20 protein-coding genes are annotated in these 21101 nt (G+C 51.7%); all 20 read left to right on the top strand.

The window, feature by feature from the left end; translation table 11 throughout:
* The first annotated feature begins 110 nt into the window (after positions 1-110).
* The 20 genes from addB to recO all read left to right on the top strand — a co-directional run bounded on the left by addB (position 111) and on the right by recO (position 21068).
* Positions 111-3638 (top strand): helicase-exonuclease AddAB subunit AddB, encoded by a 3528-nt coding sequence (addB, locus tag QQK89_RS17640; protein ID WP_284239954.1) that lies wholly within the window; start codon positions 111-113, stop codon positions 3636-3638.
* The gene (addA, locus tag QQK89_RS17635) at positions 3625-7458 is read left to right on the top strand and encodes a helicase-exonuclease AddAB subunit AddA (protein ID WP_284239953.1); all 3834 of its coding nucleotides are present in this window, start codon (positions 3625-3627) and stop codon (positions 7456-7458) included. Before addB ends, addA begins: the two co-directional genes overlap by 14 nt.
* A 45-nt stretch (positions 7459-7503) precedes the next feature.
* Positions 7504-8109 carry a hypothetical protein gene (locus tag QQK89_RS17630; RefSeq protein WP_284239952.1) on the top strand — a complete coding sequence of 202 codons (606 nt, stop codon included), beginning with the start codon at positions 7504-7506 and terminating at the stop codon, positions 8107-8109.
* 50 nt (positions 8110-8159) lie between these two features.
* Positions 8160-8567, top strand: a complete 408-nt coding sequence (locus QQK89_RS17625; protein ID WP_284239951.1) for a hypothetical protein — start codon at positions 8160-8162, stop codon at positions 8565-8567.
* A 120-nt stretch (positions 8568-8687) separates the two neighbouring features.
* Entirely contained in the window at positions 8688-9041 is a 354-nt protein-coding gene (locus QQK89_RS17620) for a histidine triad nucleotide-binding protein (RefSeq protein ID WP_284239950.1), read from the top strand.
* Positions 9042-9134: 93 nt separating this feature from the next.
* Positions 9135-9308, top strand: coding sequence for a 30S ribosomal protein S21 (gene rpsU, locus QQK89_RS17615; protein WP_005547957.1), 174 nt, complete (start codon positions 9135-9137; stop codon positions 9306-9308).
* A 15-nt stretch (positions 9309-9323) separates the two neighbouring features.
* Entirely contained in the window at positions 9324-9767 is a 444-nt protein-coding gene (locus QQK89_RS17610) for a GatB/YqeY domain-containing protein (protein WP_127496401.1), read from the top strand.
* Positions 9768-9906: 139 nt separating this feature from the next.
* Positions 9907-11268, top strand: coding sequence for an NfeD family protein (locus QQK89_RS17605; RefSeq protein WP_284240200.1), 1362 nt, complete (start codon positions 9907-9909; stop codon positions 11266-11268).
* Positions 11269-11304: 36 nt separating this feature from the next.
* Positions 11305-12288 carry a flotillin-like protein FloA gene (gene floA, locus QQK89_RS17600; RefSeq protein WP_284239942.1) on the top strand — a complete coding sequence of 328 codons (984 nt, stop codon included), beginning with the start codon at positions 11305-11307 and terminating at the stop codon, positions 12286-12288.
* A 186-nt stretch (positions 12289-12474) separates the two neighbouring features.
* Entirely contained in the window at positions 12475-12891 is a 417-nt protein-coding gene (locus tag QQK89_RS17595; RefSeq protein WP_284239941.1) for a hypothetical protein, read from the top strand.
* A 168-nt stretch (positions 12892-13059) separates the two neighbouring features.
* A complete protein-coding gene (yqfC, locus tag QQK89_RS17590; protein WP_284239940.1) occupies positions 13060-13347 on the top strand; it encodes a sporulation protein YqfC in 288 nt (95 codons plus the stop codon).
* Between the two features lie 2 nt (positions 13348-13349).
* Complete coding sequence (yqfD, locus tag QQK89_RS17585) at positions 13350-14543, top strand: sporulation protein YqfD (protein ID WP_284239939.1); 1194 nt, start codon at positions 13350-13352, stop codon at positions 14541-14543.
* On the top strand, positions 14540-15520 hold the full coding sequence (locus QQK89_RS17580; protein WP_284239938.1) for a PhoH family protein: 981 nt from the start codon (positions 14540-14542) through the stop codon (positions 15518-15520). Before yqfD ends, QQK89_RS17580 begins: the two co-directional genes overlap by 4 nt.
* Before the next feature lie 17 nt (positions 15521-15537).
* On the top strand, positions 15538-17778 hold the full coding sequence (locus QQK89_RS17575; RefSeq protein WP_284239937.1) for an HD family phosphohydrolase: 2241 nt from the start codon (positions 15538-15540) through the stop codon (positions 17776-17778).
* Positions 17779-17782: 4 nt separating this feature from the next.
* On the top strand, positions 17783-18280 hold the full coding sequence (gene ybeY, locus QQK89_RS17570; protein WP_284239936.1) for an rRNA maturation RNase YbeY: 498 nt from the start codon (positions 17783-17785) through the stop codon (positions 18278-18280).
* Complete coding sequence (locus QQK89_RS17565; protein WP_284239935.1) at positions 18280-18642, top strand: diacylglycerol kinase family protein; 363 nt, start codon at positions 18280-18282, stop codon at positions 18640-18642. Before ybeY ends, QQK89_RS17565 begins: the two co-directional genes overlap by 1 nt.
* Positions 18643-18667: 25 nt before the next feature.
* Complete coding sequence (cdd, locus tag QQK89_RS17560) at positions 18668-19099, top strand: cytidine deaminase (protein WP_284239934.1); 432 nt, start codon at positions 18668-18670, stop codon at positions 19097-19099.
* Positions 19100-19107: 8 nt separating this feature from the next.
* On the top strand, positions 19108-20007 hold the full coding sequence (gene era, locus QQK89_RS17555; protein ID WP_284239933.1) for a GTPase Era: 900 nt from the start codon (positions 19108-19110) through the stop codon (positions 20005-20007).
* Positions 20008-20107: 100 nt separating this feature from the next.
* Positions 20108-20269 (top strand): YqzL family protein, encoded by a 162-nt coding sequence (locus tag QQK89_RS17550; RefSeq protein WP_284239932.1) that lies wholly within the window; start codon positions 20108-20110, stop codon positions 20267-20269.
* Positions 20270-20318: 49 nt separating this feature from the next.
* On the top strand, positions 20319-21068 hold the full coding sequence (gene recO, locus QQK89_RS17545) for a DNA repair protein RecO (protein ID WP_284239931.1): 750 nt from the start codon (positions 20319-20321) through the stop codon (positions 21066-21068).
* Positions 21069-21101: the final 33 nt, after the last annotated feature.

Raw genomic sequence — 21101 nt, 5'->3', positions numbered from 1 at the left:
AATTTTAGCGATGCGCTTCCAGAACATACGTTTGTTAATCGGGTGAAAAAGGACACGCGATATGATAGTATAGTAGATTATGAGATGGATTCGGAAAGGAAGATTTGGGGATGGGACTTCGATTTGTGCTAGGCCGTTCAGGAACGGGTAAAACAACCTTCTGTCTCGATGCCATCCGCGCCAAGCTGCAGGGCGAGCCAGACGGTTCTCCGCTTATTATGCTTGTTCCGGAGCAGGCGACCTTTCAGACGGAGTATGCGCTTCTGAAAGGGACGGAGCTTAGCGGAACGATCCGTGCCCAGGCGCTTAGCTTCCGCCGTCTAGCTTTTCGCGTCATGCAGGAGACGGGCGGAACAGCCCTGATTCCGATCAGCGACAACGGCAAACATATGATGCTGTTCAAGATCATTCACCGCCTTGGGAAGCAACTGGAGCTGTTTCAGAGCGGCTCGGAGCAGCCTGGATTTATCGAGCGGCTGGGAGAATTGCTGACGGAGTGGAAACGTTACGGCATTGATGCCGAGCTGTTGAAGGAAAAAACCGCTTCCGTAGAGGAGGCATCTCTCTTGAACCGGAAGCTGCATGATTTGCGCCTTATTTATGACAAGCTGGAACAGGAATTAAGCGGTCTATATATTGATTCGGAAGATTATTTGACGCAATTGATTGCCGGGTACGCATCCGCTCCGGCAATGCAGGGGGCAGAGCTGTGGATTGACGGATTCCATGGTTTTACGCCTAAGGAATACGAGGCGCTGGGGGCCCTGATCGCCTCTTCGGCCGAAGTAACGATTGCGCTAACGCTCGATCGTCCGTATGACAACGGCGAGGTGCCGCATGAGCTTGAGATGTTTCATCCTACGGCGGAAACATACGGTAAGCTGGCGGCTTTGGCCGCGCAAGCCGGCGTAACGGCGTATGACACCGTTGTTCTTGGCGAAGACGGGCCATTGCGTTTCAAAGACAGCCCGATGCTGTCCCATCTGGAGAAGCATTATGGCGGGAGAACGCCTATGCTTATTCCGGACAAGGCAAAGCTTGCCTCCGACCATCCGGATTGCGGCTTGTCTCTGCATGCCTCCGCGAATCGTAGAGCCGAAGTAGAGGCGGCTGCCAGAGATATGGTACGGAGGGCGCGGGAAGAAGGCTACCGATGGCGCGACATGGCGGTAATGGTCCGCAATGCGGCCGATTATAACGATTATATCCAAACGATATTCGATGATTACGAGATTCCGTATTTCCTCGATCAGAAGAACAACACGGTTCATCATCCGCTAATTGAATTTATTCGGTCGGCGCTTGAAACCGTGCTTCACGGCTGGCATTACGAGGCTGTATTCCGTTGCATTAAGACGGAGCTGCTGTTCCCGATTGACGGAAGCCTTTCGAGGGAGCTGTTCGACCGGCTGGAAAACTATGTGCTTGCGGCAGGAGTAGACGGGTGGAAGTGGCTGGACCGCTCGAGATGGCAGCCGTTAATGGCTCAATCTCTGGAAGATGAACCTGATGTTGTGAACGAGCCTTCCGCAAGAGCGAAACGGGAGTTTCAAGCTGTTATGGCGGCGAGAGAGTCGATCGTTCCCCCGCTTAGAAAATTCGAGCAGTCCTTGAAAAAAGCCGCAAACGTAAAAACGATGTGCGAAGCGCTGTACAAGCTGCTTGACCATGCGGATGCCGCCGACCGGCTTGAACGGTGGAGCCGGGATGACAACGCCGCTGGCCGCACGCAGCGCGCGAGATCCCATCGCCAGCTATGGGACGGCGTTATGCAGTTACTTGATCAGCTCGTCGAAATGGTCGGGGACGAAGCGATGTCGCCGGAGCTTTTCGCCGGCATGGTGGAAACGGGTCTTGAGAGTCTGAAGCTAGCAGCCGTTCCGCCAGCGCTTGATCAGGCGTTGATCGGCAGCATGGACCGGACGCGTTCCGGGGATGTGCGAATTTGTTATGTGCTTGGTGCCAATGACGGCATTATGCCAACGCGCGTACAGGAAGACGGCGTGTTGACCGAGCAGGAACGGGAGCGTCTTGCCGACGAAGGGCTAGCCATGGCTCCTGGCGTTAGACGAAGGCTGCTGGACGAACGGTTTCTAATCTACAATGCCTTGACGACTCCTAGCCAACATCTTTGGATCAGCTGGGCCCAAGCCGACGAGGAAGGCAAAAGCCTCCTCCCGTCGGAGGTCATCCGGCAAGTGAAGCAGCTATTCCCGGGAATTCCGGTGTATCAGAAAGCCGGAGAGCCAACGCCAGGCATGGAAACGAAGGAACAACGCTCTTATATCGAACATCCTCAGAGGACGCTTGCTTATCTGATCACTGAACTTCGTGCCTGGCAGCAGGGAGCGGAGATCGTTCCTTTCTGGTGGGATGTCTATAATTGGTTTGCGATTCGGCCCGAATGGCAGGACAAGCTGCAGCTTTTGAGCGGATCCCTCAGCTATTCCAACCAGGAAAGCGTGCTGACGACCGTTACGGCAGAACAGCTTTACGGCACCAAGCTAAAGGCCAGCGTCTCCCGAATGGAGAGATTTGTATCCTGTCCGTTTCAGCATTTTGCCATCCATGGCCTGCGCCTTCGGGAACGTCAGATGTACCGGCTTGAAGCGCCGGATGTCGGGCAGTTGTTCCATGCGGCCTTAAGCCGTCTTGCGGGAAATGCCGGGCAGCGGTGGGGTTCAATGCCTGAAAGCGAAATTCGCGATGCCGCGGCTAAAGCGGTGGACGAGCTGGCGCCAAGACTACAGTCGCAAATTTTGCTCAGCAGCGGCAGGTTTCAGTATATTGCCCGCAAGCTGAAAGAAATAGTGGCGCAAGCGGCCGTAATCTTAAGCGAGCATTCCCGCAGGGCGCAGTTCCAGCCCGTGGGACTTGAGGTTGATTTTGGCCCGGACGGGACTCTTCCGTCTCTTGTTATTCCGCTCGATAACGGAAGTACGATGGAAATTATCGGCCGGATTGACCGCGTGGATGCCGCCGATACGGAAGACGGCTTGCTTCTGCGAGTATTAGACTATAAATCCAGCGCTACGCAGTTGAAGCTGGAGGAAGTGGCGTTTGGCCTGTCGCTTCAGATGCTCACCTATCTGGATGTGCTTGTGACGCATGCATCCGATTGGCTTGGGAAGCCGGCGTCGCCTGCGGGCGTTCTGTATTTCCATGTGCATAATCCGATGCTTGCGGTATCCAACGGCTTATCAGGGGCCGAAGTGCAAGCGAGAATGCTCAAAAAGTTCAAAACCCGCGGATTGATAACGGCGGAAGCGGAAACCGCAAAACTGATGGACGGAGAGCTGGAATCCGGTTACTCCGAGATTTTGCCGGTCGCGCTGAAGCGGGACGGAAGCTTTTACAGCAGTTCCTCCGTCGTGACGGGCGAGCAATGGGATGTTCTGCGAAGCTCGGTCAGACGGACGATTGGCCGGATCGGCACGGAGATCGGCTGCGGGAAAGTATCCATTGAGCCGTATAAGCTCGGGACGAAGTCGCCTTGCCAATATTGCGATTACAAGCCGGTATGCCAGTTTGACCCGCTGTTTGACGGCAATGAATATACGAAGCTGAGCAAACTGGCGGATGAAGAGATTTGGCAGCAGTTGAACGAAGAGAAGGAGGAACAGCATGGAATCGACTAACATTCCGCCCAAGCCGGAGAACAGTACCTGGACGGATGACCAGTGGCGCGCAATTGTAACCGAAGGCTCGGATGTTCTGGTCGCGGCGGCGGCAGGCTCGGGGAAGACGGCGGTTCTCGTTGAGCGCATTATCCGGAAAATCTCCTCGTTCTCCGATGTCGACAGGCTGCTAGTCGCAACCTTCACGAAAGCGGCGGCAGCCGAGATGAAAGACCGGATTCGGATAGCCCTTGAGAAAGAACTGGAGAAACAGCCGGATTCGGAGCATCTGCGCAGGCAGCTTGCCCTGATGAACCGTGCTTCCATTACGACGCTCCATTCGTTTTGCCTTGATGTCATTCGAAGATATTATCCTTTGATCGGGCTGGATCCGGGCTTTCGGATTGCGAACGAAACAGAAAGCGAATTAATGCGTATTGATGTTCTCGATCAATTGTTTGAAGAGAAGTACGAAGGAGCCGGCGATAACGGAGCCTTCCTGCGCCTGGCTGACCGTTACGGCGGGGAGCGGGGCGATGAGCCTCTGTACAAGCTGGTGCAGCAGCTGTATGATTTTGCGCAGAGCCATCCTTGGCCGGCGTATTGGCTGCGCCAGACGGCTGCAAATTTTGCTATAGAAGATGTAGAGGGACTTCGGGAAAGCCCTTGGGTAGCCAGTCTGAGGACTGACGTGGAACAAGCGCTGTCCGGAGCTGCATCGCTCTTAAATCAGGCGATGCAGCTGACCAAGGAACCGGCTGGTCCTGCGCCTTATGCGGCGACGTTTGAAGAGGATCTCTCTCTTGTGAACGGCTTGGCGGAAACGGTCCGTATGAATCCTTGGGAGTTGTGGTTCGAAGCTTTCCAAGCGGTGCAGTTCGGAAAGCTCAAGGCCATGCGCGGCGATGATTACGATAAAGGCATACAGGAGCAGGCCAAAGAACTTCGCGATCAAGCGAAGAAGCTGATCAGCTCATTGTCTGACGAATTGTTCGGCCGTTCTGCCGAGGAGTTCGTATGGGAGATGCAGGAGCTTGCTCCTCTTATGGCGGCATTATCCGAGCTTGTTATCGAATTCGGACAGAGGTACGAAGCGGCGAAACGGGCGAAGGGATTGCTTGATTTCGGCGATTTGGAACATTATTGCCTGCGGATCTTAAGAGCGCCGGAATCAACTCCGGAGCGTACGGCCCCTTCCGCGGCAGCGCTGGAATACCAGCGCCAATTCGATGAAATTCTGCTGGACGAATACCAGGACACCAATATGGTGCAGGAAGCTATCGTATCGCTGATTGCGAATCCGGAAGCCGGCAACCGGTTTATGGTGGGCGACGTGAAGCAGAGTATATACCGTTTCCGCCTTGCCGAGCCGAATCTGTTTATGAGCAAATACAAAAGTTACGGTACTGCAGGCGGCGATGGCCTGCGAATTGACCTGGCCCGTAATTTTCGGAGCCGGCTCGAAGTCGTGGATGGCGTTAATGACGTATTCCGCGCGATTATGCGCGAGTCGGTTGCGGAGATGGACTACGACAAACGAGCGGAGCTTGTATGCGGTGCTACTTATCCGGAGCCCGAACAACAAGGGCGATTCGCGGTGGAACTGGCCGTCATCGACAAAGCAGGTTCGCCGGATTCGGAAGACGATTCGTCTTCGATATCGAATGATTCGGATGAGGATTCGGAGCAAGGAGCAGCCGGACCTCCAGCCGAATCGGCTGAAGAGCTTCAAACGGCGCAGTTGGAAGCTCGTCTGATCGCCCGTCAGATTCGGACTCTATTGGAGGAAGGCTTCCGGGTCTACGACGGCAAGAAGCGGGAAAGCCGGCCGCTGGAATGGCGCGACATTGTCATCTTGCTAAGAGCTACGCAAGCATGGGCTCCGATCATTATAGAGGAGCTTCAGGCTGCAGGAATACCTGCCTATGCGGAGCTAAGCAGCGGTTATTTTGACGCGACCGAGGTGGAGGCGGTATTATCGTTGCTGCGCGTCATTGACAACCCGTACCAGGATATCCCCCTGGCGGGTACGCTCCGTTCGCCGATTTTCGGATTAAACGCCGAAGAGCTTGCGCTCATTCGAATTGGAGCGATGCATGACACTTATTACGACGCGGTGCTTCAGGCAGCGGGCGATTTGCTATTGCCTGACGAGTTGAGACGGAAGCTGTCCTTGTTCCTGGACCGCCTGGACCGCTGGCGCAATGATGCAAGACAAGGCTCGCTCGCTGATCTGATCTGGAGCATTTACCGGGAGACCGGTTATTATGATTTTGCCGGCGGACTTCCCGGCGGGGTTCAGAGGCAGGCTAATCTGCGAGCCCTTCACGACCGTGCCCGTCAATACGAGGCGACCTCATTCCGCGGTTTGTTCCGGTTCTTGCGGTTTGTAGAACGGATGCGGGACAGCGGAGGCGATCTGGGTACGGCAAGAGCGCTTGGCGAACAAGAGAACGTCGTGCGGATTATGTCGATTCACAAAAGCAAAGGATTGGAGTTTCCGGTCGTTTTTGCGGCTGGACTCGGCAAAAACTTCAATCAGCAGGATTTGCGAAGCAGCTTTCTTAAGCATAAGCAGCTTGGTTTTGGTCCGAAGTTTATTGATCCGCTTAAGCGTGTCAGTTACCCGTCATTGCCGTTCCTGGCGATTCGGCGCCGGATGAGAATGGAGATGCTGGCCGAAGAGATGCGCATTCTTTATGTGGCTTTGACCCGTCCGAAGGAGAAGCTGTTTCTTATCGGCACCGTATCGGATGCCGCTGCCAAACAGCGACGCTGGCAAGGCGCTGCGGTCGCTAACGGAACGATTCCCGATTTCCGGTTGAGCTCGGCATCAACGTTTCTCGACTGGCTTGGTCCGCTAGCCTCGGCAGCTTTTAATCAAATGCCGGAAGAAACGCTTCCTGGCGACGATGCTTCAAGGTTGCTGCAGTGGAGAGCAGGAGTGGTGGACGCTGCAATGCTTGGTCTTGAGGCAGCTGTCGGCTTAGAACAGCTGACGGACGAGGATCGGCAGCGGGAAATCCGTCTGGATGGAATCCTCTCGTTAGCCCAGCTGGATGAAGTAGACGAGGATAAGGAGTTGCGCAGCAAGCTAGAATGGCGGTACGGCCATATGGCCTCTACCGTCGTAGCTGCCAAAACTTCGGTTACGGAAATGAAACGGCTTCATGCCGAAGCGGTAGAGTTGCCGGAAGACAGCGAGCCGTTAACGCCGGTTGTCTATGATTCTAATTCAGGGTCCAAGGATAACAGCTCCGGAGGGGGCAGTTATACGTTCCGTTTAAGACGGCCAAGATTCATGGAGGAAGCTTCATTGACCGCCGCCGAGAAAGGGACCGTAAGCCATCTCCTTATGCAGCATCTTCCGCTGGCGGAAGAGGTCGACGTTCAGCGGCTTGAGACGATTCTGGCGGACATGGTAGTCCGCAGATTGCTTACGGCAAGGCAAGCTGAGTCCATTGATTTGCCGGCCGTTGCTTCGTTTTTTGTTACGGACATCGGCAGAAGACTAGTTAACGCTAAGTGGGCCAAACGGGAAGTTCCGTTCAGCTGCATGTTCCCCGCCCAGCGGGTATACCCGGGCTTAACGCCTGACATGGCAGGCGAGCCGGTCTTAATCCAAGGGGTCATTGACTGTCTGTTCGAAGACGAGAACGGAGTCGTTCTTCTCGACTACAAGACGGATCGGATCTACATGAAACAATGGGAGCAAGCCGCGGAACGCCACAGGTTCCAGTTGGAGCTGTACGCGGAGGCAATTGAGTCGGTTATAGGCCGGCCAATTGCCGAAAGTCATGTATTTTTCTTTGACGGAGGACAAGCGGTCCGCTTACGTTAGCGGACTGCCCTTCCTTCTTTTATCAAAAGAAAGGTGGACACACAGATGGAACAGGACAAGGAGCAACATCCGAAGAAAAGATCCTACGCATTGCCTATTACTCTGCTTCTGCTTGTATTTAGCTTAACGGGCAATGTATTTTTGTATTCCCAATCGCTGCAAGGCGGTTTGGACAAGAAATACGACAAAGGAAAGGACGTCATTGGAGCGGCAACCCAAGCGGTAGATTATTATCAAGCCGTGCTTGACGATATATTCGCCTTATTGGAAGGTAAAACTGCCGAAGCAGGCACCGTTATCCGCGATGCTGCTGGCGTTGCCGATTTTGTACAGCAATCGCATAGCTTCGATGAAGAGGATGCATTTGATCCCGGTTCTATCTACAGTTATATGATTGATGTAGACAATTCTGTTGCATACATAAAACAACAAGACGGGAAGCTCACAGCGGAGCAAACCGAATACTTAAAATCTGTGCAGGACGTCTATACGAAACAGCTGACCATTCTGAAAGAATTCAACTTCGATGCCGATAAAAACCGCAGCGGCACCATTCAGATCGGGGCAGGCATCGGTTGGCTGGAACTTGCCAATCAGCTCGAGCAGTCGATCAAGGAGCATCAATCTAGCATCAAATATTCAGCCCAGTAGCCAAATGCCCAGCTCTGCATACGATAGTAGCAGACAGGAGGCTGATAAGGATGGAGAAAGGCAAGAAAGACAAAGCAAAAGGCACGGAGGTTAAACCGGCCGGGTCCAAGCCGGCAGCGCTCGCACCGGCAAAGGTTGAGAATCAGGCGCAGACGGTCCAGGCAGCGCTGGTCGCGCCACAGGATCAGTCGCTGAAGGAGCATTGCTCATCGCATCTGCATCGTTACGTACTTGCCCAGACGCATGACGGTTGGTGTATCGACGGAATCGTGGAATATGTCGATGACCAATATTTATGCCTTGCGGTACCATGCAATGGTTCGTTAAGCTGGGACTCGAGAGCTTTTATGCCGTACCCGGGTCTATACCCGTATCCGTATTATCCAAGAGGACGGTTTTACCGTCAGGTGCTGCCGCTGGCAGGACTTTTGTCCCTTTCGCTATTGCCGTTTTATTAAGATTTTGAGGTAAACCCGGTTCAGATTTTTTTTTGTTCTGGCCGGCGTCCGAAGATTGGACGAGCACACCTTTATCGGTTATAATAATTGGCATAGTATGGATTGAAGGGAGGGGCATATTTGGATTGCATTTTTTGCAAGATTATCGAAGGCTCCATTCCTTCGGCGAAGGTATACGAATCCGAGAACGTGATTGCGTTTAAAGACATTCAGCCGGCGGCTCCTGTACATATATTGATTATTCCCAAAAAACACATTCCTACGATGAACGATGTTACCGAAGAGGATGGACCGGTCATCGCGGAAGTGTTCGCGGCTGCGCGAGAGATCGCACAGCAGCTAGGAATTGCCGAGTCCGGGTACCGGCTAATCAATAATGTGAACAGTGACGGCGGTCAAGTGGTATACCATCTCCATATTCATTTGTTGGGTGGAGAAAAGTTAGGAGCATTAGTAGGAAATAGTGTAAGTTGACACTTCATTTTGTTTTGACTTATAATGAAGTTTGATAAACCGTGTTTAATGTTTAATGCTCTGGACGGTCTGTTTCGGAGGGAGGGAAAACTGGTGTCTGAAACTAAAGTTCGCAAAAACGAAACTATTGATGCTGCGCTTCGCCGCTTTAAACGTTCCATCGCTAAAGATGGTGTTTTGGCTGAGGTGAAAAAACGCAAGCATTATGAAAAGCCAAGTGTAAAGCGCAAGAAGAAGTCTGAGGCTGCGCGTAAGAGAAAGTTTTAGGAGGATCCTTCCATAATGAACCTGAGCGATAGATTGAACGACGATATGAAGCAAGCCATGAAGAATCAGGACAAGTTCAAGCTGACTACGATTCGCATGATTCGTGCAGCTATCAAAAATTTGGAGATTGATTTGAAGCGTCCTCTCGAGGATGCTGAAGTGGTAGATATACTCAGTCGTGAGATCAAACAACGTAAAGATTCCCTCCAAGAATTTAGCAAAGCCGGCCGAGATGATCTGGTTACAGATCTTTCAGCAGAAATTGAAATTATTAGTCAATACCTTCCCGTACAGCTGACCGAAGAAGAGATAAAAGCGATTGTAACGCAGACCATCCAGGAACTCGGTGCTTCTTCCAAAGCCGAGATGGGAAAAGTTATGGGTGCTCTTTTGCCAAAAACAAAAGGGCGCGCTGACGGTAAACTAGTAAATCAATATGTACAACAATTTCTGCAATAACTATACGTTATGACGAGAACACCCCTTTCGAGGGGTGTTTTTGCTTTTGTTTTATAATCAAATGTGACAAAATTGAAACATAGCGTACATATATCCGTATTAAAGGTTACAGATTGAAAAGGAGGAGCGCACATTGCGAATGAAACTAGCTGCTGTCATTTGGACGCTGCTAATGCTTATTCCGCTAATGTTGGTGACAGCCGGCGGTCTGCTGGCAAGCGGCACAACCGCGCAAGCGGCGGAGGCGGCACAAACCGGTCCCGCGGTGTACGTTGTACCGGTCAAGCAGTCGGTGGAGTCGGGGCTTAAGTCGTTTTTGGAACGGGCTTACAAAGAAGCAGCCGAGGCGAAAGCGGAACGAGTCGTTCTGGTAATCAATACGTTTGGCGGAGAAGTAACCAGTGCCGAAGAGATTGGTGAATTGGTCCGCAAGAGCAAAATCCCAACGACGGCGTACGTGGAAGGGAAAGCGGTATCAGCAGGTACTTATATTGCGCTAAATGCACAAAACATCGTGATGGAACCAGGCAGCACAATTGGCGCGGCTTCGGTGGTGAACAGTTCCGGCAAACTTATCGATAGTCCAAAGGTGATTTCCTTCTGGGTAAAAACGATGAGGGAAGCTGCGGAGCTGAACGGGAGAAATCCGGATGTAGCTGCCGCGATGGTAGACCCGGGGGCCGTAATCTCGCTGCCGGAGCTCGGAACGGTTAAGCAGCAAGGAGAAGTTCTGACGTTAACGGCGGATGAAGCGATTAAGGCTGGGTACGCAGAATATAAGGCCGAGTCCGTAGATGACGCGATTAAGTGGCTTGGGCTCGAGAACCGGGACCTGATCGAACTAAAACCGACTATAGCGGAGAAAATCGCCACTTGGCTAGTGAGTCCGATCGTGATGACCGTATTGTTTACGCTAGGGATAGCGGGCATCGCCATTGAATTGTTTGTTCCGGGTTTTGGCGTCCCCGGGTTTGTGGGGATTGTGTCCTTTGGCCTTTATTTCTTCGGCCATTATATTGCTGGTTTCGCGGGGATGGAATCGGTGGCGCTGTTTATCGTCGGGATAGCTTTGCTGATCATCGAGCTGTTTGTGCCTAGCTGGGGGATACTTGGCTTGGTAGGCAGCGCTTCGTTAATCGCCGGGGTATTGACGGCTGCTTCCAGCCCGATGACAGCTTTTATATCGCTCGTTATTGCACTTGTCATCGCAGTCGTGATCTTGTACTTTGTCGTAAGGAAGTACAAGGACAGGGGCATCTGGAACAAGTTTATACTGCGGGAGAAACTTACCGCCGAGCAAGGGTACTTGTCTGCGGAAACCAAGGAAGATTTACTTGGCCGAGAAGGCATTGCCATCACGCCGCTCCGTCCGGCCGGTACGATTCAAATCGGCGATAACCGGATTGACGTCGTGACTTCGGGCGAATTTATCGCTTCCGGCAAAACCGTAAAAGTGATCAAAACCGAAGGAACATGGGTTGTCGTAAGAGAAGTCCTGTAAGATAATGAGAAAAAATGATGTGGAGGGTTATACCAAATGGATCCTATTGTATCCGTATTAATTATTGTAGTGGTAGCGATTATTGTTCTATCCGTATTCCTTAGCTTCTTCCCGATCATGCTGTGGATTTCGGCCTTGGCATCGGGTGTAAGAATCGGCATTATTACGCTGGTTGCCATGCGTCTGCGCCGTGTAACGCCAAGCCGGATCGTTAATCCGTTGATCAAAGCAACGAAGGCCGGACTAGGACTTACAATTAATCAGCTGGAGAGCCACTTCCTCGCAGGCGGTAACGTTGACCGCGTCGTTAACGCCTTGATTGCCGCGCAACGCGCCAACATTCCGCTCGTCTTCGAACGTGCGGCAGCGATTGACCTTGCCGGCCGTGACGTTTTGCAGGCGGTACAAATGAGCGTTAACCCGCGCGTTATCGAGACGCCTACCGTAGCTGCTGTTGCCAAAGACGGTATTGAAGTTAAAGTTAAAGCCCGCGTAACCGTGCGCGCTAACATTGAACGCCTCGTCGGCGGTGCCGGCGAAGAAACAATTATTGCCCGCGTCGGCGAAGGTATCGTTACTACGGTTGGTTCGTCAGGCTCGCATAAAGACGTGCTTGAGAATCCGGATCTGATCTCCCGTACCGTACTTGGCAAAGGATTGGATGCGGGTACGGCGTTTGAAATCCTGTCCATCGATATTGCGGACGTGGACGTGGGTAAAAACATCGGCGCTCACTTGCAGACCGAACAGGCGGAAGCGGATAAGCGGATCGCGCAAGCGAAAGCCGAAGAACGCCGCGCAATGGCGGTAGCGCAAGAGCAGGAAATGAAAGCCCGCGTCGTAGAGATGCGCGCGAAGGTCGTAGAATCCGAATCGCAAGTGCCTCTTGCGATGGCAGACGCGTTGAAATCCGGTAAAATCGGCGTTATGGATTATATGAACTTGAAAAATATCGAAGCCGATACGCAAATGCGCAATTCGATCGGTAAACCTGACACCCCTGCCGATAAAGACAACTAAGGCTGAGGCGCTCCGCCGCGTCAGAGGATGGAGGTGCAGACGTGAATGTAATCAGTTTTCTGCTTGAGAATATTTATTGGGTAATCGTAATCGGCGGCGTGCTATTCTCCATGTTCGGTCGGTCCGGCGCCAAGCGCCGGACGAACACTNNGGGGGGGGGCGGGCCCCACGCGCGGCACGAACAGGATGCCAAGCTTCGGTGGCGGCAATGGGCCCAATCAACAAAGGCCGAGTCAGCAGCGCGAGTGGGCAGAGGACGAAGAAGAGGACGATGTTGAGGGATTACCGCAACCGGTATCCACATCGGCGTCCTATCCTCCCCAGAGGCCCGCAGTGACGGGCTCTTACGCGGGAGGCGAAGGTATGGGGACTGGAGAAGGCTCTAGGACCGCGGCGCTGGAGAAGAGCTTGCAAGCGGTGCCTAGCCGTCCTTCAGAGCCGCCTCGTGCGCGTCTGGCTGCTGCTAAGGCACAACCGCAACCGCAAGCAGTTGCGGCGGATCATACGGTTAAAACGGACATTAAGGCCGAAGAACTGCGCAAAGCAGTCGTATGGGCCGAAATATTAGGGCCGCCGCGTGCAAAGCGGCCATTTGGCAAATAGCAATCGAAATCAACAGCCGGGTAATGATGCGATATAAGCATCGTTACCCGGCTGTTTTTTTTATCCATCACCGTTCTCCATATATCTCATAAATCGTTTCCTCGCCGCATACTTTGGTACAGTACAATAATGTGCACTCGCGCGGCGGAGGGGGACAATGGATCAGCTATGGGCCGTATAAACCGTAAATTACGCAAATGGACTGCCGATGTATTGGATTTGCCTCAGGATGTGGTCTATGATCTGCCCCGCATGACGATGATCGGCGACCGGCAGCTTTATATTGAGAATCACCGCGGCGTGCTTCATTTCTCCAGCGAGAAGCTTAAGCTGGCCTTAAGCAAAGGGGAGCTGGAAGTGACGGGAACCTCGCTTGTCATACGCACGATCTGGACGGAAGAGGTCTTTATAGAAGGTCAAATTAAAAGTATCGAAGTAAGGGATCAGGAGGGATAAGCATGGCTGGTCAATGGCTGCAGTGGGTACGCGGTGTTGTTACGGTTCATATCAGGGGCGGACAACCCGAACGTCTTGTAAACAGAGCTCTCGAAGGAGGGCTCGAGCTGTCTTCCATCCGTTGGACAAGCGATGGGAAGCTGGAATTTGAACTGTCAGTCGGCGATTATTTCCGCCTTCGCCCGTTCCTGAAGGAGACAGGCTGCAGAGCGCATGTCGCGAGAAGAGAAGGAATGCCCTTTTGGCTGGTCCGCGTGGAAAAAAGAAAGTTTTTCGCGCTTGGCATCGGTTTGTTTTTTATCGGCATCTATTTGTTATCTTCGCTAGTCTGGTCCGTTGAAGTGAAAGGAAACGTGAAACTGTCGGAAGAACAGATTCTTGCGGCAGCCAAAAGCGAAGGCATATTCCCTCTGCAATGGTCGTTCCGGTTAAAGGATAAAGATGTGCTCGCGAAGGAACTGGTGACGGACCTGCCGGGCACAACCTGGGTTGGCGTGGAGAAAAAAGGGACAAGGGTTATTATTCAAGTCGTCGAATCAACGGAAGCCGAGAAGGCGGATCCGCAAAGTCCGCGCCATTTGGTCGCCTCCAACGATGCGGTCGTTACGGAGATTTATACGGAGAAAGGCCGGCCCGTAGTCAAGAAAAATATGAAAGTTAAAAAAGGACAGACCTTGATATCGGGAACGATCGGAGGCGGCGACTATACGCAGACGGTTGTTGCCAAAGGCAGCGTAAGGGGACTAGTCTGGTATGAATATAACGTAGCTTCTCCGTTAACCCAGGAAGTTAAGGTATACACGGGGGAAAAGAAAACAAAGTGGTATGCGGTTATCGGCAACCGGGCGCTTCAGGTAAGCGGATATGGCAAAAATCCGTTTGGTACCTCCGAGAACGTTGTTGTGGAGGAGAAGGCGTCGTGGCGCGGGTTGCAGCTTCCTTTCGGACGACTTAAAAAGACGATCATGGAAGTCCGGACGGACGTGCGCCAATTAACGGAAGAAGAAGCGAAACATAATGCCATACTGCAGGCTAAAGCGAATGTAATGGTAAATGCAGGAAAAGATGCTGTTATATTAAAGGAAATTGTTTTGCATGAAGAGACGGACAATGGTAAAGTTTATATGAAAGTTCTTTTTGAAGTGGAGCAATCAATCGTAGAAGAGATGCCACTAGTCCAGATGCAAGGAGAATGAGGTTGTTGCAGAGTGAAGCAAAAGTAATCAAAATTCCGCTCCAGAATGCCGTAGAGGGACTTGCTGTCTTCGGCCCCCAGGATAAGTATCTTAAGCTCGTACAACAACAGATGGAAGCTACTCTATCATCCCGCGAAGCGGAAATCGTGATTTCCGGACCCGAACATGAGGTGGAATCGCTAGAGCAGTTGTATAACGTGCTGCTTCAGCTTGTTCGCGGCGGTTATACTCCATCGGAGAGAGATATCACTTATGCGCTAGATCTTGCGCGCAACATGCAAGCGGAAGAATTACTCGATTTGCTTAAGGCTGAAATTACGACGACTTACAGAGGCAAGCCGATTCGCGTGAAGACGATCGGCCAGCGCCATTACGTGAAGACAATCAAGAAGCAGGATATCGTGTTCGGGATCGGACCTGCCGGTACCGGCAAAACGTATCTCGCGGTTGTTCTTGCGGTTGCGGCGCTTAAAGAAGGCTCTGTTAAAAAAATAATGCTGACTCGTCCTGCCGTTGAAGCGGGAGAGAATCTGGGCTTCTTGCCCGGTGACTTGCAAGAGAAGGTCGATCCTTATTTGCGTCCATTGTATGATGCGCTTCATGAGGTGCTAGGTCCTGACCAAACGGCAAAAGCGTTCGAGCGCGGAACGATCGAGATCGCCCCGCTCGCTTATATGCGCGGACGTACCCTTGACGACTCGTTCATTATTCTGGACGAAGCGCAAAATACGACGCCGGAACAGATGAAGATGTTTCTGACAAGGCTTGGTTTCGGTTCGAAAATGGTCATCACGGGCGACGTGACGCAGATTGATTTGCCGCGGGGCAAAAACTCCGGGCTGATCGAAGCGCAGCGCATTCTAAGAGATATTGAGGAAATCGGCTTTATCCATTTCTCCGAGCAAGACGTGGTTCGCCATTCCTTGGTTCAAAAAATAATCGTGGCATACAACTGGGACGCTGAAAACAAAGCATAGAGAGGAATGTCCGCTCGATGAATCAGACTCAGGCCGGTAAACCTACTAACCTGCAGCCGACAAAGCCGGCTGGTTGGAAACAGAGCATACCCGTGCGTATCCTGCTCTTGTTTATGTTTGTGTTGCTGTTTTATTTCAGCTTGGCACCGCATCTGGTCCCTGAAACCTATGATATACAGGTGGATGCGCCAAGCGACAAGGATATTGCGGCTCCGCATCAAATCTTCGACAGCAAAGCGACGCTGGAAGCGCAGGAAGAGGCCGCTAACAAAATCGATCCGATCTACTCTAACGTTGCGCTTCGCAACGAACAGCTGATCGATCAAATTTTTGTCCGGATTGAGCAGTTGAATATGGATGATCAAGTTACGGTTCAAAACAAGGTCGAAATCTATCGGAATGAAATTCCTGGCAAATACAGCGCATTCTTAGATAACTTCGTTAAGATGAACATGGGAACGGGGAAGTATAACGATTCCCTTCTGGAAGAAATGTCGAAGGTGATCAAGGATCAGGTGTATACGATACCGGAAGAGACTTTCTACAAGCTGCCGAACCTGACGGTTGACCAGCTTGAAGAGATGCGCACGGTTGGACAAGACGTCGTCCGCAAGCTGATGAGCGAGCAGCTCCGCGACGCGGAGACAGCCCGTACGAAAGTCGCCGAGCTGGTGAATGCGAGCTCTCTGACCAATCGTTCAAGCCGCGAGATCGTGCAGGAACTGGCTCGGTTTACGATTATGCCGAATCGCTTCTTGGATCAGCAAGCAACGGATGAAGCAAAAATTCTGGCCAAACAAAATACGCCGCAGGTCGTCATCAAAGAAGGCGATCTCATCGTAAAGCGCGGCGAGATTATTACGCCGGAGATGTACGAGCTGCTGAAAGAATCCGAGCTGTTGCAAGACAAACGGAACTATTGGCCGCAGCTGGGACTACTCCTGATGTCCGTTATGATAGTGGTTGGCTTATACACGTATCTGCACCAATACGGCAGCAACGACAGCACGAAGCCAAGCCATAGCAATACCCATCTGCTGATGTTATGGCTCATTTATTTAATTAATATCATTACGATGCAGGTCATCTCGCTTACGCAGACGGATTCCGCGCCTTATGCCGGTTATCTAGCGCCGGCCGCGCTGGGAACGATGCTGATTACGCTGCTGCTTGACGTGAATCTTGCTTTGATCAGCTCCGTTTTGTTTGCGATGAGCGGAAGTATTATACTGAATACACAGCAAGCTCAAATATTTGATTTTCAATACGGATTTGTCATTATCGTCGTTTCTCTTGCGGCGATTTTCTCCATTCACCGGGCGAGCCAGCGCTCTACTATTCTGAAAGCGGGAATTATGGTCAGCTTGTTTGGATCGCTGGCCGTATTGTCGCTTATGTTCCTGAACGAGCAGTTGGAGCAAGGACCGCTGGTATACTCCCTCGCATTTGCCTTCGCGAGCGGATTATTGACTGCGATTCTTGTCATCGGGTTAATGCCGTTTTTTGAAATTACGTTTGGCATCTTGTCCGCGCTGAAGCTGGTAGAACTGTCCAACCCGAACCATCCGCTGCTGCGCAAGCTGCTCACGGAAACCCCCGGTACCTACCATCACAGCGTAATGGTAGGCAACTTGGCGGAAGCAGCTGCCGAATCGATTGGGGCGGATGGATTGCTTTGCCGCGTTGGTTCTTATTACCACGACATCGGCAAGACGAAACGGCCGAGTTATTTCATCGAGAACCAGACCAACATGGAGAATCCGCATGACACGATCGAACCCAAACTTAGCAAATCGATTATCGTTGCTCATGCCCGCGACGGAGTGGACATGCTGAAGGCGCAAAATATACCGAAGCCAATTCGGGATATTGCCGAACAGCATCATGGAACAACCTCGCTTAAGTTCTTCTACTTCAAAGCGCTTAAACAAGCGGAAGAGCAGGGCATTCAGGTCAGCTTCACGGAAGACGAGTACCGTTATCCGGGGCCGAAGGCACAATCGAAGGAAGCCGCAATTGTTGGGCTTGCTGACTGCGTGGAGGCAGCGGTCCGCAGTTTGCGCAACCCAACGGTTGAACAGGTTGAAGCTATGATCCAGAAAATCATAAAAAGCCGCGTAGAGGACAATCAATACAATGAGTGCGATTTGACGATGAAGGAACTGGACAAAATCGCCCATTCGCTTAAGGAAAGCGTGATTGGCATATTCCACTCGCGGATTGAATACCCGGAAGATGTAAAATCAAAGGAGCGTTAAAAGCATGAGTTTGCAATTAGACTGGAGCAATGAACAAGACAAACTGGAAGTGCCCGAAGAGTGGATTAGTCGCTTGGAGCAGCTTCTGCAAATCGCCGGCGAGATGGAAGGTCTTACGGACGGAGAAGTAACATTGACCTTCACCGACAATGAGCAAATCCATCAGCTTAACCGTGAATACCGGAACATCGACCGTCCTACTGATGTCTTGTCCTTTGCCATGCAAGACGACGGTACGGAGGAACTTGACATTATCTTCGAAGTAGAAAGCGAAGACGAGATCGATCCGATTTCGGGCATGCTTGGCGACATCGTCATCTCGGTTGAGAGAGCGCAAGAGCAAAGCGAGGATTATGGCCATTCGCTCGAGAGAGAGATCGGGTTCCTGTTCGTACATGGCTTCCTCCATTTGCTCGGTTACGACCATATCGACGATGCGGGCGAAGCGGAAATGACGGCTAAGCAGGAAGAAGTCCTGCAAAAAGCAGGTTTGTCGCGTTAATGCCGAAGTTTATCCGCAGCCTTAGGTTTGCATGTTCGGGGATTGTCTTGGCAGTCCGGTCCCAGCGGCACATGAAGATTCATTCCGTAGCTGCTGGCATTGTTGTTATAATCGGGGCTATGCTGCCCTTAAGCCGGTTGGATTGGGCGGTGCTGTTGTTAGCTATTGCACTAGTAATCACGCTAGAAATGGTTAACACAGCGGTCGAATCGACCGTCGATCTTGCCAGTCCCGGGATTCATCCGCTTGCGAAAGCGGCGAAAGACGTGGCTGCCGGCGCTGTACTTGTAGCAACATGTTTTGCCGTCATCATCGGGCTGCTCATTCTTGGGCCGCCCTTGTGGCATTTTATTAGGGATTAATACGAAGAATAGGGGTTGAGGGCTCATGGCATTCGAGGGATTATCGGAACATTATTCGAATTTGCTCGAAGTGGCGAAGGAGGCTATGTCGAGGGCCTATGTACCATATTCGGGTTTCCGGGTAGGCGCGGCCCTACTGGACGGCAACGGACAAATCCACCATGGCTGCAACGTGGAGAATGCCGCGTATAGCCCTTGCAACTGTGCCGAAAGAACGGCTTTGTTCCGCGCAATCGCCGACGGCAGACAGCCCGGTGAATTCCAGGTTATTGCCGTGATGGGCGATACGGAAGGACCAATCACCCCATGCGGTGTTTGCCGGCAAGTTCTCATCGAACTATGCAAACCGGACATGCCGGTTATCATGGGCAATCTGCGCGGCAATTGGAATATTATGACGGTGAGCGAGCTGCTGCCTGGCGCTTTTACACCGGCTTCATTAGAGAAAGGAAGTTAACTATACAGATGACTCAAACGAAATTCCGTTCCGGCTTTGTGGCCATTATCGGCCGTCCGAACGTCGGTAAATCCACGCTTATGAACCATTTAATCGGGCAAAAAATCGCCATTATGTCGGATAAGCCCCAAACGACGCGCAATAAGATTCATGGCGTATACACAACGGATACTTCCCAGATTGTATTCCTGGATACGCCGGGTATCCACAAACCGCAGTCCAAGCTTGGCGACTACATGATGAAAACAGCGGAAGGCGCTCTGAAAGAAGTCGAAGCCGTTCTATTCCTCATCGATGTGGCAGACGGACTTGGCGGCGGCGACCGTTTTATTATAGAACAGCTTAAGAAGGTTGATACGCCTGTATTTCTTGTTATGAACAAGATTGACAAAGTGCAGCCGGAGCTGCTGTTCGAGACAATTACGCAATACAAGGATCTGTACCCGTTTGCGGAGATTGTACCGATCTCGGCTCTTCAAGGCAACAACGTAGAAACACTGCTTGCGCAGCTTCAGAAATATTTGCCGGAAGGTCCTCAATATTACCCGGCCGATCAAGTAACGGATCATCCGGAGCAGTTTGTCGTATCTGAGCTGATTCGCGAGAAAATCCTGCATATGACGCGCGAAGAAATTCCGCATTCCATTGCCGTTGGCATCGAAGACATGCGCGTGCAGGAGAATGGTGTTGTTTATATCGGCGCAGTGATTTTTGTCGAGCGGGATTCCCAGAAGGGCATCATTATCGGCAAGAAAGGCGCCTTGCTTAAGGAAGTCGGCAAGCAAGCCCGCCGCGATATAGAAGCTTTGCTTGGCTCCCGTACTTTCTTGGAGCTATGGGTCAAAGTGAAGAAGGATTGGCGCAATCAGGATCGCGTCTTGAAGGATTTCGGCTTCCGTCACGATTAAGCCGAATTGACGAAAATTGCTAAGGATAGCATTCGGGGAATCTTCGTATCCTAATTACCGTCTGGGGCTTCATTTCCATGGCGGAAAGGGATGAATACGAATGCGAAATTTTTCGTGGAAGTATTTTACATTGACCGGTGACGTGGAGTCATACATGCTCTACAAGGAAATGGATCAACTTGGTCCAGAGAATCATCCTCAACATTTGCCGGGAGACAATGAGGAGTTTGCTGCTGAGTTCGAGGATTCGTCTGCCCCTTAATTGTGTACTTTGCAGGCTGCCTTGAATCAAGCATGGGGGAGAAGGTAGTATGCTATATCGTGTGGAGGGCATTGTCATCCGCAGCATGGACTATGGGGAAGGCAATAAAATAATTACGCTACTGACGCAAACAAACGGCAAGCTTGGCGTAATGGTGCGCGGCGCGAAGAAGGTGAAGAGTAGATATGCTTCTCTCGCGCAGCCATTTACATACGGAGAGTTCGTATTTTTCCGGAATAAAGGATTAGGTTCTCTTAACGCTGGTGAGATTCTTGAATCTCACCATCTTTTGCGTGAACAGCTTGATCTGGCTGCCTATGCGTCTTACATGGCGGAGTTGACGGACAGAACGCTGCAAGAAGACGAGTCAGGCGTCTTGCTGTTTGAGCAGCTGAAGGCAGGCCTTGCGGCACTTCAGGAAGGCAAAGATCCTCAGATCATATCGCATCTATACGAGATGCGCATCTTGGATGTAGCGGGGTATTCGCCTGAGATGGACTATTGCGTGAATTGCTCGAGCGATCAAGGACCGTATCGCTTAAGTCCGCATGCAGGCGGAGTGTTATGTTCGCGTTGCGCGAGAAACGATGCCCAAGCGATGTCGATGAGCGATGGAGCTTACAAGCTTATGAAATTGTTCAGCCGCATGGACTTGAGACGTCTTGGAGCGATTCAGGTCAAGCCGGAAACGAAACAAGAGTTGAAAAAGCTGATGCGGGGCCTGATGGATGTCCACATTGGCATACAGCTGAAGTCAAGGACCTTCCTTGATCAGATGGACAAATATTCCTTTGAATAAATATGGGCATTCGTACCTAATATCTGGTTTGAC

It is taken from the genome of Paenibacillus glycanilyticus (assembly GCF_030161375.1).
Lineage (GTDB): Bacteria > Bacillota > Bacilli > Paenibacillales > Paenibacillaceae > Pristimantibacillus > Pristimantibacillus glycanilyticus_B.
The sequence above is the reverse complement of the archived record's forward strand: the minus strand, read 5'-3'. Positions and strand labels throughout refer to the sequence as shown.